The following is a 14,930-nucleotide window of genomic DNA, read 5'->3' on the forward strand; positions in this document are numbered from 1 at the left end:
GGTTACCTTCCTGACTGGAGGGCGCTCCAGGTGGCGGGGCCGACGATGCCGTCGGCGGTCAGGGCGCGGGTGGACTGGTAGTCGCGGACGGCCTGGGTGGTGCCGGAGCCGAAGACGCCGTCGATGGCGACGGTCCGGCCGAGGGCGGCGGTCAGGGCGCGCTGGAGGCGGGTGACGGCTTCGCCGGTGGAGCCGTTCTGGAGGGTGGGGGTGGTGCCGCGGGCCAGCAGCGCGGTCCAGGTGCGGGGGCCGATCACGCCGTCCGCGGTCAGGCCCTTGCCGGTCTGGAAGGCGCGGGTGGCGGTGGTGGTGGCGGGGCCGAAGACGCCGTCCGGGGTGCCGGGGTCGTACCCGGCGGCCTTGAGCAGGCACTGGGCGGCGGTGACGCGGGAGCCGGTCGCGCCGCTCTGGAGGGTGGTGTACGCGGTGAAGTCGAGGTTGGCGGTGGTGCAGGTGGGCGGGGGCGGGGTGCTGCCGGTGGCGACGTCGAGGTAGTCGCGGTCGATGTTGATGGAGTAGCCGCCGTAGGACTCGGTGACCTCTCCGGCGTACTGGTGGATGCGCTGGTGGCCGAACCAGTGGGTGGCGGGGACGTAGGAGCCGGTGTTGGTGTCGGCGGCGCCGTTCCACCAGGCGTAGAAGATGTGGTCGACGCGGGTGTAGGCGCTGTTGTCGTACTCGCTGGCGGCGTCGCGGATGCCGGAGGCGGCGCTGGAGTAGAAGCCGGAGAGGTAGCCGTCGGCGTGCAGGCGTTCGCTCCAGCCGGAGAGGTAGGACAGGACGGCGGTCTTGCAGGCGGTGGTGGAGTTGTAGGCCTCGATGTCGCTGTAGAGGGCGCTGCCCGCGGGGATGCCCAGGTTGGCGGCGGCGGTGACGGCGGCGGCGGCCGCGCTGGCGCCCTGGGACTTGGCGGTGGCCGGGTCGGTGGACATCTTCAGGGAGTAGCTGGTGCAGGGGGCCTGGCGGCCGACGTCGATGGGGATCAGGTGCCAGCCGTTGTTGGTCTGGGTGGTCACCCAGCTGGCGGTCAGGTTGGGCTGGGCGCAGCCGCGGAAGGAGCCGCTGATGTAGACGCCGACGGCGCTGTAGGGGGAGCTGGTCTGCCAGGCGTTCATGGCGGCCGTGGAGGGGGCGGTGCAGGCGTCGAAGCCCTTGCCGAGGTAGGTGCCCGGCTGGGGTGCGGCGGCGGCCAGGGTGGTGGGGGGCTGGGCGGTGCGGGGCAGTTCGGTGCGGCGGGCGGCGGGGGTGAGTTCGGCGGAGGTCAGGACGGTGCGTACGAGGCTTTCGGTGTGGGGGGTGTGGGCGGCGGTGACGAGGACGCCGGCGTCCTCGACCGCGACCTGGATGGTGCCGTTGCTGGAGGGGGCGGCGGGGGCGGTGGCCCTGCCCCGTGGGGTGCGGGCGGTCGCGGGGGTGGTGCGGGCGGCGGAGCGGGTGGTGATCGGTTCGATGACGAGGCCCGCGGTGCGGCCGATGACTTTGGCGGGGCAGTCGTTGTCGTCGGCGGGCTCGCCGAGGTAGATGGTGGGGGTGTCCAGGCGTGGGCAGGCGCGGGGGGTGTCGGCCAGGTCGACGACCCGCCAGTGGGCGGGTGCCTCGATGCGGTAGCCGTGGTAGGTGACGGTCTGCCGGGCCTCGGGGTCCTCGGGGGCGGAGTCCGCCCGGGCGGGCCCGGGGGCGGCCAGCGCGCCGGTTGCCGCGAGCAGCGCCAGCAGGGCCGTGGTGGCGCGGGCACGCCGGCGGGTGGGGGTCGGCATCAGGGCCATCGGGGCGCTCCTACTCGGTGGGGGGCGGGCTGGGTCGCCGGGCCCGGTTCCGTGTATGCCATGTTCACGACAACCGAGAGGGGTGGTCGGGCCGTATGCCGCAGCATCACGTCTCCGCCCCTGGGTCCCGGCTGTCCCGCGCTCCCCCGGCCCGGGGGTCCGAGCCGAGTGTGGCGTCCCGGCCGTGACGCTGTCCACACCGTCACCAGGTGCCACAGGACCAGACCTCCGGCACAACGCCGGTGCTGCGAGGGGGTGTTGGGCGTTCGGGCTGGACGAGCACCCCACTTCCCCGCCCGGGCCACTCCCCCGCCCGGGCCCTTCCCCCCGTCCGAGCCGCTGATCCGCCCGAGCCGCTCACCCTCCCGAGCCGCTCACCCTCCCGAGCCGCTGATACGCCCGAGCCGCTCATCCGCCCGCTTCCCGCGCTCCGGTCGCCCGGCTCAGCGCCGCGGCGAGGCGGACGGCGGTCTTCTCCCCGGCCCGCTGCCTGATCAGGCCCTCCTTGGCCGCCGCGCGCAGCCAGATCTCCGTGCTGTCCTCGTCGACCTTCAGCACCCGCGCGGTCACCACCACCGGGTTCATCCCGGCCGCACCACCGCCCGCGACGACGCGGATCACCTCCTCGTCCTCGAGGGCGGCGACGGGCACGGTCCCGGTCGCCCGGCCTGCCCGCCCCAGCACCCGGGAGACGCGCGCGACCGTGTCGTCGAACGGCAACGGGGCCAGCAGGTCGATCTCGTGGACGTTCTTGGTCATCAGCCGGGCCACCATCCCCACCAGGCGGCCGCTGCCCCCGCTCACCGCGCCGAGAGCGGCAAGCTCGTCGGCCAGGATCCGGTCCTCGCTCTGTTCCACGTCCCCACGCTCCCCACCCGATCGCCTCCGCGGGTCGCAGCAGGCTATCCGCCGGGGGTGCTCACGGTCTCAGCGCGGCGCCAGGCCCGTCGCCCGGCCCGTCGCCCCCCCGTGGGGAACTCCTGGATGCCGATGGCCCGCAGCAGTTCCAGGCGCTCGCGGGTCTCGGCGTCCGCCGGGGTGAGCACCAGCAGCTGTCGGCCCTGGCCGGTCGGGGCCAGGAGGGTCTCGCAGTCCATCACCAGGCGGTGTCGCCGCTGCGGTGCCCGGCCGCCGCGCACAGGTCCGCCACGAGCTGGCGGGCGTGGCGCTCGCGCTCCTCGGGCGGGCTGACGGCCCGGGCGGCGGGGTCGGTGAACCAGCGGTACGCGACACAGCGGCGGTCACCGGTCAGGCCGGTGTGGTCGCCCATGCGCAGGAGGGCGGCCCGGTTCTGGGCGAGGGCCTCGCCCAGGTCGGACAGCACCAGGGCCGGGGGGGCGCCGAGCAGGTCGAGCATGCGGATCAGGCCGGCGCGGGCCAGGCGGGCCACCGCGTCGGCCGTCGGGGGCCGGTGGCCGGCCAGGTGGAACCGAGCCGGTCCTCGATGTCAGTGCCGGATGACACCATCCGGCCATGAGCGGCGAGTCTTTCACCTGGCAGGAGTTCCTGGGACGGTGGCAGCGGGAGTGGGTTCCCCGCGCGGACGACGAGGAAGACGGGGGCAGTTGGGAGAGCGGGGCGGGCGGGGAGGTGGGCGCCGGGCCGGGCAGGCCCGGGGCGGGCGAGGCGGTGATCGTGGCGGCCGAGGAGCGGCTGGGGCGGCGGTTGCCGCCCTCGTACCGGGAGTTCCTCGCCGTGAGCGACGGCTGGCACGTGGACCAGACGGCCGGGGTCTACCGGCTCGGCGGTGCCGCCGACATCGACTGGTTCCGGGACCCGTTCGGCATGACGCCGTTGTACGAGGAGAACCTGGGCGACGACCCGCGCGCGGAGGACGTCCTGCTGGCCGGGATGTGGCGGCGGGCGCTGCGGCTGGAGACGGACTCCGACATGTCCCACGCCCTGCTCGACCCGGGCGACGTCGGCGCGGACGGCGAGTGGGCGCTGTACGTGTACAAGGGCTGGGGCGGTGAACTGCCGGACCGCTACCCGTCGTTCCGCGCCTACATGGAGGCGATGTACCGCGGTTTCCACTGCGACCGGGCGGAGCGGGACGACTTCGTGAACGCGACCACGCGCGCCCAGGACGCCCGGGTGGACCGGGCCCGTCTGCTGGCCCTGCGCGGACGGTACGAGGAGGCGCTGGCGCTGCTGGAGGAGGCGCGGTCCTTCGGACGGCCCCGCAGCGCCGTCCTGCTGAACCAGCTGCGCCAGCTGCTGTCCCCGCACGGCCCGCAGGACTACGGCGACCTGGTGGCCGACCCGCGCTACCTGCCGGAGGTCCTGCCCGTGCAGGCGATGGCACCGGCACGGGGCGAGTGGCGGCTGGGCGGGGACGGCCACTGGCTCGGGATGATGGCCGCACGCGGGGCCGACCGGGACGCCGCCGAGGCCGTCCTGAGCGCGCTGCGGGAGGGCACCCACCGGTACGCGCCTGACGGCCGGTGGGGGCGGGCCGTCGCCGAGGCCCGGGAGTCGGCACGCTGGGGGTCCAGTGACGCCGCGTGGCGGGTGCTGCTCGAGGCGCTGCCGCGGTGGGAGGCGCCCGGGCCCTTGCTGATCGCCCCGGTCGGGCTGCTCGCCGATCCGGTCCTGGGCCCGCTGGTCACCCCGGAGCGCGGCCGGGCCCTCCTCGCCGTCGCGCGGGCCGGGCAGCGGGGGCCCGCTCGTGTGCCGGGGCCCGCTCTCGACCCGCCGGGCCTGGTCTGGCTGACGGAGCCCGCGGCAGACCGGCGGCCCGGGGACGGCTACCGCGGCATCTGGGTGGAGGGGATCGACCCGGCCCGTCTGCCCGCCCTGATCGGTGAGGAGGGCGCCGCACTGAGCGCGCCCACGGAGCCGCGCAGGGCGTCCTGGCAGGCGCCCCGGCCGCACGAGCGGGAGGGCGTGGAGCTGTGGGAGGACCGGGCCGTGGTCGCCGTCGGCCGCACCGCCGAGGGGTGGGCCTTCGCCTTCGACGGCCACGGTCACCGCCGTCTGGGCACGCTGTTCCGCTCCCCCGCCGCTGCCGCCTCCGCGGCCGGGCGTGCGGTGGTGGTGTGGCGCGAGCCGAGCCGCTCGTCGACGGAGGAGCACCGGGCCGCGTTCCACCTGTCGGTGGCCGAACGGGGCCAGGAGCTGTACGCGTTCACCGTGCGCGGGGGTGAGATCGAGCGCTCCGGCGTCATACCGGAGGTGCTGGACCCCGTACGGCTGTTCCGCCCCGAGGACGGTGAGCTGGAGTGCGAGCGGCGGGTGCTGGAGGCGCTGCAGGGCGAACTCGGGCTCTCGCTGCCGCGGTTCGCGCTGACCGTGGGCAGGCTGCACACCTTCACCACCCGGTCGTGGACGCGGGCGCCGGGCGCGGGTGAGGGATTCGCCTACGCCTGCCTCGGGTCCGGGCGGAGCCTGTCGTGACGCCGGGGCGGTTCAGGACAGGGAGAGGAAGAGTTTCTCCATCTTCTGGGTGTCGAGGCTGTCGGCGCCGCCTTCCTGGGTGAGGCACTGCTTGAGGCCGCTGGCGACGATGGCGAAGCCGGCGCGGTCCAGTGCGCGGTTGACGGCGGCGAGCTGGGTGACGACGTCCTCGCAGTCGCGTCCTTCCTCCAGCATGCGCACGACGCCGGCGAGCTGGCCCTGGGCGCGCTTGAGCCGGTTGGCGGCCGACCGCACCTGGTCGGCGGGGAGCTGGACCATGGGGGTTCCTCTCGGCGGGCCGGTCGGGGACCGGCCGCGGTCACTGGCTGGGGCTCTGGGCGGTGAGGGAGGCGCGGACCTCGTCCATGTCGAGTTCACGGACGGCGGTGATCACCTGGTCCAGGGCCTGCGGCGGCAGGGCGCCGGGCTGGGAGAAGACCAGGATGCCCTCGCGGAAGGCCATCAGGGTGGGGATGGAGGTGATGTCGGCGGCGGTGGCCAGGGCCTGTTCGGCCTCGGTGTCGACCTTGCCGAAGACGATGTCGGGGTGGGCCTGGGAGGCCTTGTCGTAGACGGGGGCGAACATCCGGCACGGTCCGCACCAGGCGGCCCAGAAGTCGACGAGGACGATGTCGTTGCCGGTGACGGTCTCCTCGAAATTGGCGGCGGTGAGGGTGACGGTGCTCATGCGGCGGTTCCTTCCGGTCCGGGGAAACGATGACGACAAATACCCCCTGGGGTAGTCAACGCGGGGAGGGGGCGGCGCATTCCGCCGGGCTCTCACGCCGCCCTTCGGGCCGGTGCGGCTCTTGCCGGGCAGTGCGGCGCCCTCAGGTCCCGCGCACGGCGCGGCGCAGGGGGCAGCGGGTGACGAAGCCGTAGCAGATGCCCGCTCCGGCGCCCAGGGAGGCCAGGGCCGCGAGGACCGGGACGGCGAGGTGGGCGGGGGCCTGCTGGAGGAGGACGAAGGTGCCCATGGCCAGGACGAACCAGGCGAAGAGGCGGGACAGGACGTGCGCGGGGACGCGTCCGGCCAGCCGGGCCCCGGCGAGGCTGCCGAGGACCGCGGAGCCGGTGACGGCCAGGGTCAGGGACCAGTTGATGTGGACGGCGGAGAGGTAGCCCGCGAAACCGGCGGCGGACTTCATCGCGATGACCAGCAGGGAGGTGCCCACGGCCACCGGCATGGGCAGGCCGCCCAGCAGGGCGAGCGCCGGGACGACGAGGAAGCCGCCGCCCGCGCCGACCAGACCGGTGGCCAGGCCCACGGCCGCGCCGTCCAGCAGGACGCGCCCCACCGGGAGCTGGGTGTGGGCCCGGCCCGGGCCGGTGCCCCGGCGGCCCCGGAGCATGGCCGCTGCGGTGACGATCATCATCACGGCGAAGGCGACCAGCAGGACGGCGTCGGGGATGTGGCCGCCGATCAGTCCGCCGGTGTAGGCGCCGGCCATGCCCGCGGCCCCGAACAGGACGCCGGTGCGCCAGCGGACCCGGCCGCCACGGGCATGGTTGACCATGCCGACGGCGGAGGTGACACCGACGACGAACAGGGAGGTGGCGATGGCCTCCTTGGCGTCCATGCCCGCGACGTAGACCAGCAGCGGCACGGTCAGGATCGACCCGCCTCCGCCGAGCAGGCCGAGGGAGACGCCGACCAGCAGCGCGAGGACCAGGACGAGCGTCAGCGTCATGGTCCTCACCTGCCGTCGGCGAGCTGGGCGACGGCCTTGCGCGGGTCGAAGGACCGGGTGCGGTTCCACGGCATGCGCGACAGCAGCACGCCCATGGCACAGGTGTTGCTCAGGGCCGCGAAGGCCAGTCCGCCGCCGACGAACGCGGACAGCGCCTGCAGGCCGGGAAGGACGAAGCTGCCGAGGGCGCCCACCAGGACCAGGGTTCCGGCGACCAGGCGGACCTGGCGCTCCATGTCCCAGCGTTCCTGGCCGTAGTTGGTGGGGGCGCCGGACTTCTCCCAGGCGGACATGCCGCCCGCCAGGACCGCCAGGCCCGGCAGACCGGCCTCGGCGAGGGCGCGTTCGGCCTGTCCGGCGCGCTGGCCGGAGCGGCACACCAGCACCACGTCGGTGTCCAGGTGCCGGGTCAGTTCCTCGCGGTGCTCGCGCAGGGTGTCCAGCGGGACGTTGTAGGAGCCGGGGATGTGCGCGCCCTCGAACTCGGCGGGGGAACGGACGTCGAGCAGCCGCGGCGGGCTGTCCGAGTCGAGGCGGGCGCGCAGTTCGTCGATGCTCAGGCCGCGGGGGGTGGTGGGGGTGCTCACGCGTGGGTCTCCTGTCGGGGGGTGGCGGGGGGTGCGGGCAGGGAGGGGAGGGCGCACAGGCCCGCCTCGTGGGCGTTGTCGAAGCTGTCGTCGACGGCGACGACGTCACGGCCGCGGGCGCTCAGCAGTGCGGCGGCGATCCCGGCGCGGTAGCCGCCGGCGCAGTGCACCCAGACGCGGCCCGCGGGAATCTCGTCGAGGCGGCCCGGCAGCTGGTGGAGGGGGATGTGCAGTGAGCCGGGTAGGTGCGCCTCGGCGCGCTCCTGGTCGCGGCGCACGTCGAGGACGACGAGGCCGTCGCCGCCGGGGGCGGCCTTCAGGTCGGCGAACGTGGCGCGTGGGTAGGAGGCCAGCGGCTCGCCTCCGGCCCAGTCCCCGGGTGTGCCGGTGGCCATGGCGGCCGGGCGGTCGATGCCGATGCGGACCAGTTCGCGCTGGGCCTCGGCCACGTCCGCGGCGCTCTCGCCGAGCAGGGTGAGCGGCGTGCCCCACGGGATCAGCCAGCCCAGGTAGGTGACGAACTGGCCGTCCAGGCCGAAGTTGAGGCTGCCCGCCAGGTGCCCGGCGGCGAAGGCGGTGCGCTCGCGCAGGTCGACCACCCACTCACCGGCCTCGATCCGCCGCCGCAGCTCAGCCGGGTCCGCCACGGACGGCGCGGACAGGTCCGCCTTGCCGGGCCCGGCCGCGTTGGCGGGGCCCATGTGGGCGTAGTAGGCCGGGAAGGCGTCCAGGCCCGCGAGGAGCTGCTCGACGTAGGCCTCCTCGCCGGCGGTGAGCGCGGTGTTGGTCCGCTTCTCCTCGCCGATGGTGCTGGACAGGCCGGTGGCCTGGGTGGCGGAGCAGAACGAGCCGAAGCCGTGGGTGGGGTAGACGGCGGTGTCGTCGGGCAGTTCCCGGGCCAGCCGGTGCGCCGAGTGCCACTGGGCCCGTACCAGGGTGTCGGTGTGGTCCGGGCCCAGCAGGTCGGGGCGTCCGGTGGTGCCGTACAGCAGGGAGCCGCCGGTGAACACGGCGATCTGTTCTCCGTCGGCCTCGAGGGCGTAGGACAGGTGGGTGTGGGTGTGGCCGGGGGTGTGGATCACCCGCACCCGCAGGGTGTCGCCGACCTCGACGACCTGGCCGTCGCGGATGGGGGTGCGCTCGTAGGAGACCTCGTCGTCGGCGTTGACCAGGTACTGGGCGCCCGTCTCGCGGGCGAGGGCGAGGCCGCCGGTGACGTAGTCGTTGTGGATGTGCGTCTCGAACACGTGGGTGATGCGCACTCCGGCGGCCTCGGCCAGGGCGGTGACGCGGTCGTGGTCGCGCTGGGGGTCGACCACCAGGGCGACCGAGCCGTCGTGGGCGAGGTAGGTGCGGTCCCCCAGGCCGGGGGTCTCCACGGGCAGGACGGTGATCACCGCGTGTCCTCCGGGGGCGGTGGGGGTGTCGCCGGTGACGGCGGGGCGGCCCGCCTCGATCCAGGCGGCGGTGCCGCCGCTGACGCTGTGGGCGTCGTAGCCCAGGCCGCGCAGCAGCGAGGTGGCCTGGGCGCTGCGGCCGCCGCTCTGGCAGATCACGTAGAGCGGGCGGTCCTTGGGCAGTTCGGCGAGGGCCAGGGGGAGGTTGGGCAGCGGGGCGCAGCGGGCGCCGGGGACGTGGCCGGTGCGGTACTCGCCGCTGCCCCGGACGTCGATGACGGGGGCGCCTGCGGCGTGTGCCTCGGCGAACCGCTGCTGGTCGATCTCGGGAACCATGCGGGGGGACTCCTGAATTCGCTTACCTTCACGAATACCCGGGGGGGTATATCGGAGCCCAACGGTAGCAGGATCGGGTTTATGCCCCGGGGGGTATTCGGATGAGACGCGGGTCACACCTGCGGGGCGCTGCCGCCGGGACGGCCCGCGCCGTGCGGGGCGGGCGCGTTCGCGCTTCGGCGGGGGGGAGGTGGCGGTGCGGGGCCCGGCGGGCGCGGGCCAGCACGCACGGCCCGGCGCAGTACGGGGTCCAGGGCCGCCGGTGAGTTCAGGGCGCCGCGTGCCGCGCGCGCCAGGCGGCCGTCCGCGTCCCGACGGGCCCGCCCGGGCGGGGAGTCAGAAGGAGGCGCGCCCGGCGTCGGCGGCGGGGCCGTCCTCGCGGTGCAGGAAGGTGGCCAGGAGGTCGCCGACGGGGTGGCCGGCCTCGGCCGGGTGCCGCAGGGCGACGGTGGGGTCGACGGTGTAGCGGTTGCGGCGGCCGACGCGGGTGCGGGTGAGGTATCCGGCCGCTTCGAGGTCGGCGACGATCAGCTGCACGGCGCGTTCGGTGATGCCGATCAGGTCGGCGACGTCCCGTCCGCGCGCGTCCGGGTCGCGGGCGAGGGCGATCAGGACGCGGGCGTGGTTGGTCAGGAACGTCCACCGGTCGCCGCGCGCGGCAGAGGGCTGGCTCATGCCTCTCATCGTACGAACAGGACTTCCTGCGACCAAGAAATTTTCGCGAAAAGTTATTGACGAAAAAGTTTTCGCGTAATTTCTGGCGGGCATCAGGGTGGCGGGGAACGCCATCGCCCGGGAAAGCCGATCAGCCTTGACTTCCTCCCCTCCTCAGAAGGGGGATTCCTACAGCTCGCGCCGTAGGGGTTTCTGCTTCGTCGCCGACTGCCCGCCCGGAGTACTCCGTTGAGGTCTTGCACCAGCCCCACAGACAGAAGCCGTCAGCCCGACGGCCAGAATGTTCTTCGCCGCGTTCACGTCCCGGTCATGGACCGTCCCGCAGGCGCACGTCCAGGTGCGGACGTCGAGCGGCATCCTGTCCCGCAGAGTGCCGCGGACGGAGCACAGCTTGGAGGAGGGGAACCAGCGGTCGATCGCGATCACTTCACGGCCGTACCACTTCGCCTTGTACTCCAGCAGACTCCGGGACTCCGACCACGCGGCATCACAGATGGCGCGGGCCAGACGGCCGTTCCTCACCATGCCCCGGACGGCGGGGTCCTCGATCACGATCGTTTGGTTCTCACGAACGAGCCGAGTGGTGAGCTTGTGCAGGTGGTCACGCCTGCGGTCGGCGATGCGGGCGTAGATCCTGGCGACCTTCCGGCGTGCCCTGGCCCGGTTCGCCCCGTCCCCCTTGGCCTTGCGGGCAAGCTGTCGCTGCGCCTTCGCAAGGCGGGTACGGTCGCGGCGCTCGTGCCGGGGGTTGGAGACCTTCTCGCCAGTCGAAAGGGTCAGCAGGTGGTCGAGCCCGACGTCGATACCGACGGCCGCGTCGGTGGCGGGGAGCGGCTTGACGGACGGGTCTTCGCACAGCAGGGAAACAAACCAGCGTCCGGCCGCGTCCTGCGACACCGTCACCGTGGACGGCGACACCCCTTCCGGGAGCGGACGGGACCACACGATGTCGAGCGGCTCCGCCATCTTCGCCAACGTCAGCCTGCCGTCCCGGAACCGGAAGTTGGCGAACGCCCTCTGGAGACGGCGCAGGGCCTGTTGGAGCGGGACGCAGGAGACGTCGTTGAGATACGCGAGTTCCTCGGTCTTCTTCCAGGCCGTCAGCATCGCCGACGTCTGGTTGGGGTTCACCCGCTCCTGCCGCGTCCACGCTTGCGTACGCGCCGGGGTATCCACGAAGGAGGGAATCGATGAATGAAATGTCGTTCGCCGTCCCGCTGTGGATGTGGGCCGCGGTCACCGTCGGCATCGGTGTGATGCTCGCCGTCGACCTGGTCGCCCACCGCGACAACCACGTGATCGGCTTCCGCGAGGCCGCGCTGTGGAGCACGCTGTGGATCGCCGTCGGCCTGGGCTTCGGGCTGGTGCTGTGGGCGTGGCAGGGCGGGGAGGTGTCCTCGACCTACTACGCGGGCTATCTGATCGAAAAGGCCCTGTCGATCGACAACGTCTTCGTGTTCGCGCTGGTCTTCTCGTTCTTCGCCGTGCCCGACGCCTACCAGCACAAGGTGCTGTTCTGGGGTGTCATCGGGGCGCTGGCGGCCCGGCTGGTGTTCATCTTCATCGGTGCCGAACTGCTGCGGGTGTTCTTCTGGACCGCCTATCTGTTCGGCGCGTTCCTGATCTGGACCGGCTGGAAGATGGCCGTCTCCAAGGACGAGGAAGTCCACCCCGACCGCAACCCCGTGGTCCGCCTGGTCAGGAAGCTCGTCCCGACCGATGCGAGGTTCCACGGCGACAGGTTCTTCATCCGCGTCAGCGGCAGGCGCGCCGCGACCCTGCTGTTCGTGGTCCTGGTCGCGATCGAGGCCACCGACCTGGTCTTCGCGGTCGACTCCGTCGCCGCCGTCCTGGCGATCACCACCAACACGTTCCTGGTGTGGACCGCCAACGCCTTCGCCGTCCTGGGCCTCAGGAGCCTGTACTTCTGCCTGGCCGGGCTGCTGCGCCGCTTCCGGTACCTGCACTACGGGCTGGCGGTCCTGCTCGCCTTCGCCGGGGTCAAGCTCATCCTGTCCGAGACCCCGGTCGGCAAGCTGCCCATCCCCCTCACCCTGGGGGTCATCGCCGTCACCATCACCGTTTCCATCGTCTGGTCCCTGATCGCCACCCGCGGCCACAACGGCGGCCCCCCGCACCCGGCGGGCGCTCCGGACGGCACCGCCGGACCCGCCAGCGCGCGGCCTGGCGTTCCCGCGGCCTCCCGCCACCCGGAGGAGCCACCGTCAGGGGCGCCCTGAGCCGTCCGTTCAGGCGGGCGAGGCGGCGGGCTACGGCCCGGGGCGCGGGGTGACGCCGTCGAGGAGGTTGGAGACCAGGGCGGTCACGAAGTCGTCGGTGACCGGCTCGTCCGGGATCAGCATCCGGTGGTAGACGGCGCCCCACAGCTGGTCGACGAGGACCTGCACGTCGACGTCGTCGCGGATCTGGCCCTGCTCCCTGGCCCGCAGCAGCCGCTCACCGGCCAGGCGGCGGCGTTCGGAGGAGTACAGGGCGCGGAAGGCGGTGGCCAGGTCCTCGTCGGTCTGGGACTGGCCGACCAGTTCGGTCACCACGCGCCCGGCCGGGGTGCGGGTCATGACGTGGACGAAGGCGCGCAGCTGGTCCAGGAGGTCGGCGCGGAGGTCGCCGGTGTCGGCGAAGGCGAGGGTCTCCTCGACGGCGTGGAAGTAGCCGTCGAGGGCGAGGGCGCCCTTGGAGGGCCACCACTTGTACAGCGTCGTCTTGCTGACCCCGGACAGTCTGGCCACCCGTTCGAAGGTCAGGTCGGCGATGCCCTCCGTCATCAGCACCTGGCCGACCACGCGGAAGACGTCCGCGCGGACCTCGTCGGCCGGGCGGCGCCCGCGCCCGCGGGCCGGACGCTCACCGGTGCCCTCGGCCTGCTCGGTCACATCGTCTCCTTCGCGTTCGCCCCTGGACCGGGTCAGTCTAGGAAGCCGGGCGGGCTCGCCTGGGGCCGGGCGCGCGGTCACCCGATGCGCAGGTCGGCGATGAGACCGTCGCGCAGCCGGAAGGTCAGCCGGCCGGTGCCGTTGTAGCCGTTGCCGGTCACCCGGAGCCTGACGTCCCAGGTGTCCGGGGCGCTGCCGGGGCGCAGGCCGAGCGGTTCGAAGCGGGCTTGGACGCCGATGTTGTCGGTGCGGTCCCAGTCGGCGACGCCGTCGCGGCCGCGGTAGTCGCGGCCCCAGTCGTTCAGGTGGGCGTCGGGGGTGAAGGCGGTGACGAAGGCGGCGGAGTCGGCGCGGTTGGTGGCGTCGATGAACGTGCGGATCGCGGGGGGCAGGTCGGGGGTGGGCATGGTCACTCGCTCCTTGGCTCCTTGGGTCCTTGGGTGTGGGGGTGCGCTGGGGGTCAGGCCTGTGCCGTCTTGGCGTGGAGGAGGCCGCCGAAGCCGAGACGGGTGACGAAGTCCTCCTGGGCGCGGCGCATGACCTCGTTGACCTCTTCCACACCGGCCTGGCTGAAGTCGACGACGGTGCGCAACGGGCGGCTGCCCGCCGGGAGGCCCAGCACCCGGACGATCTCCTCGGCCACGGCACGGGGGTGGGCGTCCGCTCCGGGCGGGAACAGCCCTTCCGTGGCCTGCTCGTTGCGCGCCACCATCGCGTCCAGTGCGGCGTAGGCGCGGCTGCGTTCGGCGTCACCGGCTCGGCTGGCGCCTGGGAAGTGCTCGGTGCCCTGGGTGAAGGGGCCCGGCATCACGATGGTGGTCTCGATGCCGAACTGCCCCACCTCGTACGCCGTGGCCTGGGCCAGTGCGTCGGCGGCGGACTTCGAGGCGACGTAGGGGCCCAGGAAGGGCGGCACGACCACCGAGGTGGTGCTGCCGACGTAGAGCAGGGTGCCGGAGCGGCGGGCGCGCATGTGCGGCAGGACGGCCCGGTTGACGCGCTGGATGCCGACCGTGTTGACGTCCAGGAGGCGCTGGACGTCCTCGGGGGTGAAGGCCTCGGCGTAACCGACGTAGAGGTGTCCGGCGTTGTGGACGACCGTGTCGAGGCGGCCCGCCTCGTCGAGGACGGTCGCGACGGCCGCCTCGGCCGAGGCCTCGGAGCGCACGTCGAGTTCCACGACGCGGATGTCCTGGCCTTCGCGGCGGGCGAGGTCGAGGAGTTCCCCGGCGTGGGCGGCGTTGCGGCCCCGCAGGTCGCGCATGCTGGCGTAGACGGTGTGGCCCGCGGCGGCGAGGGAGCGGGCGGTGAGGTTGCCGATGCCGGTGGCGGCGCCGGTGACGAGGACGACGGAGGACATGGGGCTTCCCTTCAGAGGGCGTGTGGTGGGCTGCTGGTGGGGTCAGGCGAGGCCGCCGTTGGTGTAGAGGACCTGGCCGTTGACCCAGCGGGCGGGGCCGGCGAGGAAGGCGACCGACTCGGCGACGTCCTGCGGGCTGCCCAGCCGCTCCAGGGGGGTGGCCTTGGCGAAGCCCGCGACCGTGGCCTCGTCCTTGCCCTGGAGGAAGAGCGGGGTGGCGACCGGGCCGGGGGCGACGGTGTTGACGGTGATGTCCTTGCCGCGCAGTTCGCGGGCGAGGATGAGGGTGATGCCCTCCACGGCGGCCTTGCTGGCGACGTAGGCGCCGTAGGCGGGCAGTTGGGTGCGCACGACGGACGTGGAGACGTTGACGATCGCGCCACCGGGGCGGACGCGGCGGGCGGCCTGCTGGGAGACGACGAAGGTGCCGCGGATGTTGGTGCGGTGCATCCGGTCCAGGTCGTCCAGGTCCAGGGTGGCGATCGGCGCGAGCAGCATGATCCCGGCGGTGTTGACCACGACGTCGATACCGCCGAACGCCGTCTCGACGGCGTCGAAGGCGGCGGCCATCGCCTGCTCGTCGGCCACGTCGCCGCCGACCGCGACGGCCTGTCCGCCCCCTGCGGTGATCTCCTCGACGAGGACCTCGGCCTTGGCCCTGTTGCCGGAGTAGTGCACGGCGAGGGCGAAGCCGTCCGCGGCGAGCCGCTCGACGACGGCCCTGCCGATGCCGCCGGAACCGCCGGTGACCAGCGCGACGCGGGGGGCGGGGGTGGGCGTGGTGGTGGTCATGGGTTTCTCTCCTCCGCAAGATGTGGACGCTGAGTC

The 14,930-nt window shown here is 73.5% G+C and carries 14 protein-coding genes and 2 pseudogenes; 2 read left to right on the plus strand and 14 right to left on the minus strand.

The annotated features are described in order from the left end of the window. Positions 1-2: 2 nt before the first annotated feature. The 3 genes and pseudogenes from KBY47_RS15555 to KBY47_RS15565 form a co-directional block, all read right to left on the minus strand. Positions 3-1,766, minus strand: a complete 1,764-nt coding sequence (locus KBY47_RS15555) for a glycoside hydrolase domain-containing protein (RefSeq protein ID WP_247694743.1) — start codon at positions 1,764-1,766, stop codon at positions 3-5. Between the two features lie 408 nt (positions 1,767-2,174). Further along, on the minus strand, positions 2,175-2,624 hold the full coding sequence (locus KBY47_RS15560; protein ID WP_210921689.1) for a hypothetical protein: 450 nt from the start codon (positions 2,622-2,624) through the stop codon (positions 2,175-2,177). A gap of 44 nt (positions 2,625-2,668) precedes the next feature. Beyond that, a pseudogene (locus tag KBY47_RS15565) lies at positions 2,669-3,195 on the minus strand (transcriptional regulator); the annotation flags it as partial. A 44-nt stretch (positions 3,196-3,239) separates the two neighbouring features. On the opposite strand from KBY47_RS15565, the gene KBY47_RS15570 reads away from it, so the two are divergent. Next, positions 3,240-5,162 (plus strand): SMI1/KNR4 family protein, encoded by a 1,923-nt coding sequence (locus tag KBY47_RS15570; RefSeq protein ID WP_210921690.1) that lies wholly within the window; start codon positions 3,240-3,242, stop codon positions 5,160-5,162. A gap of 12 nt (positions 5,163-5,174) precedes the next feature. Here the strand turns inward: KBY47_RS15570 and KBY47_RS15575 are convergent, their stop codons facing one another. The 7 genes and pseudogenes from KBY47_RS15575 to KBY47_RS15605 all read right to left on the minus strand — a co-directional run. Further along, positions 5,175-5,441 (minus strand): metal-sensitive transcriptional regulator, encoded by a 267-nt coding sequence (locus KBY47_RS15575; RefSeq protein ID WP_210921691.1) that lies wholly within the window; start codon positions 5,439-5,441, stop codon positions 5,175-5,177. A gap of 40 nt (positions 5,442-5,481) precedes the next feature. Beyond that, positions 5,482-5,850: a thioredoxin gene (trxA, locus tag KBY47_RS15580; protein ID WP_210921692.1), complete on the minus strand. Its 369-nt coding sequence runs from the start codon at positions 5,848-5,850 to the stop codon at positions 5,482-5,484. Between the two features lie 142 nt (positions 5,851-5,992). Beyond that, positions 5,993-6,853, minus strand: coding sequence for a sulfite exporter TauE/SafE family protein (locus KBY47_RS15585; RefSeq protein WP_247694744.1), 861 nt, complete (start codon positions 6,851-6,853; stop codon positions 5,993-5,995). 5 nt (positions 6,854-6,858) lie between these two features. After that, positions 6,859-7,440 carry a rhodanese-like domain-containing protein gene (locus KBY47_RS15590; RefSeq protein WP_210921694.1) on the minus strand — a complete coding sequence of 194 codons (582 nt, stop codon included), beginning with the start codon at positions 7,438-7,440 and terminating at the stop codon, positions 6,859-6,861. Then, complete coding sequence (locus KBY47_RS15595) at positions 7,437-9,173, minus strand: rhodanese-like domain-containing protein (protein WP_210921695.1); 1,737 nt, start codon at positions 9,171-9,173, stop codon at positions 7,437-7,439. The genes KBY47_RS15590 and KBY47_RS15595 overlap by 4 nt, the downstream gene beginning before the upstream one ends. Before the next feature lie 336 nt (positions 9,174-9,509). Next, positions 9,510-9,848, minus strand: coding sequence for a helix-turn-helix domain-containing protein (locus KBY47_RS15600; RefSeq protein ID WP_210921696.1), 339 nt, complete (start codon positions 9,846-9,848; stop codon positions 9,510-9,512). 168 nt (positions 9,849-10,016) lie between these two features. Beyond that, positions 10,017-11,012 (minus strand): annotated as a pseudogene (locus KBY47_RS15605) (RNA-guided endonuclease InsQ/TnpB family protein); the annotation flags it as partial. A 26-nt stretch (positions 11,013-11,038) separates the two neighbouring features. Between KBY47_RS15605 and KBY47_RS15610 the strand changes: the two are divergent. Further along, complete coding sequence (locus tag KBY47_RS15610) at positions 11,039-12,088, plus strand: TerC family protein (RefSeq protein ID WP_247694745.1); 1,050 nt, start codon at positions 11,039-11,041, stop codon at positions 12,086-12,088. 30 nt (positions 12,089-12,118) lie between these two features. On the opposite strand, the gene KBY47_RS15615 is transcribed toward KBY47_RS15610, so the two are convergent. From KBY47_RS15615 to KBY47_RS15630, 4 genes are all read right to left on the minus strand, one after another. Continuing rightward, positions 12,119-12,742 carry a TetR/AcrR family transcriptional regulator gene (locus KBY47_RS15615; RefSeq protein WP_210921697.1) on the minus strand — a complete coding sequence of 208 codons (624 nt, stop codon included), beginning with the start codon at positions 12,740-12,742 and terminating at the stop codon, positions 12,119-12,121. Positions 12,743-12,819: 77 nt separating this feature from the next. Continuing rightward, positions 12,820-13,149 (minus strand): nuclear transport factor 2 family protein, encoded by a 330-nt coding sequence (locus tag KBY47_RS15620; RefSeq protein WP_210921698.1) that lies wholly within the window; start codon positions 13,147-13,149, stop codon positions 12,820-12,822. A gap of 53 nt (positions 13,150-13,202) precedes the next feature. After that, positions 13,203-14,102: an SDR family NAD(P)-dependent oxidoreductase gene (locus KBY47_RS15625; RefSeq protein WP_210921699.1), complete on the minus strand. Its 900-nt coding sequence runs from the start codon at positions 14,100-14,102 to the stop codon at positions 13,203-13,205. 42 nt (positions 14,103-14,144) lie between these two features. Continuing rightward, positions 14,145-14,894 carry an SDR family oxidoreductase gene (locus KBY47_RS15630; protein ID WP_210921700.1) on the minus strand — a complete coding sequence of 250 codons (750 nt, stop codon included), beginning with the start codon at positions 14,892-14,894 and terminating at the stop codon, positions 14,145-14,147. Positions 14,895-14,930: the final 36 nt, after the last annotated feature.

The sequence above is a fragment of the Streptomyces sp. B93 genome, from assembly GCF_018070565.1.
Lineage (GTDB): Bacteria > Actinomycetota > Actinomycetes > Streptomycetales > Streptomycetaceae > Streptomyces.